This is a genomic window from Vibrio sp. 1562 (assembly GCF_033340155.1).
GTDB lineage: Bacteria > Pseudomonadota > Gammaproteobacteria > Enterobacterales > Vibrionaceae > Vibrio > Vibrio alginolyticus.
In genome coordinates this window covers 1-666 of record NZ_JAWOVY010000400.1, presented here as the reverse complement: position 1 = coordinate 666, position 666 = coordinate 1, and the positions used below count along the sequence as shown (strand labels likewise).

Sequence of the window (666 nt, the reverse complement as noted above, 5' to 3'; positions counted from 1 at the left end):
GTTGCACTTAATGCAAGACATGAATAGCGTTTGCGAACAAATTAATCAGGAACTGGAACACTTGCCATTTATATGCCCATTTACCTTTGGTGAGCAGGGAAGATTTATCGGCGGCGAAAATGGACATGGAAACTTGATGATCTCATCAGCGATTTTCCATAAACCTTATGAAAGATAAATATTTAGACACATACCAACAAGAAGCATTACAAGAAGCGTTAGTTGAGCTAAAGCAGACCAAACAACGGGAAAAATTGCTTGCCGATGAAAACAAAGCGATTCTTTCAGCAATCTCTGCAATGAGCGAGGCAAAAAATCGTAATGAAATTTTTTCGGGGCTAAACAGCGTTCTAAAAAAGTACATCAGTTTTGAAGACTTTATTGTCATCACCCGCGATGACAGCCGTTATCCGTTCAAGACGTTAATCTCAACCAATAGCGTGTTTGATAAGGTAGAGTGGTTACACGGTAACACAATGGATCGCGCATTAAACGGCGAGTGTATTCTATTATTCGAGCCAGCGAAATTGTTAGAGTTTGAGAACTTAAATAGCTTTGTTAAAACACATGTTAACTCCGTAATTTTAACGGGCATTCGTTCGGAAGTAACACAAAGCATCATACTATTAATTGGAGCTCAAAAAGGGCATTTTAGTATTGAAAACA

The 666-nt window shown here is 38.4% G+C and carries 2 pseudogenes; both read left to right on the top strand.

Going from position 1 to position 666, the window contains the following annotated elements:
- Nucleotides 1–178: pseudogene (locus R7Z49_RS25430) on the top strand (histidine kinase); the annotation flags it as partial.
- Nucleotides 168–666, top strand: a pseudogene (locus R7Z49_RS25425) (hybrid sensor histidine kinase/response regulator); the annotation flags it as partial. The pseudogenes R7Z49_RS25430 and R7Z49_RS25425, both read left to right, overlap by 11 nt.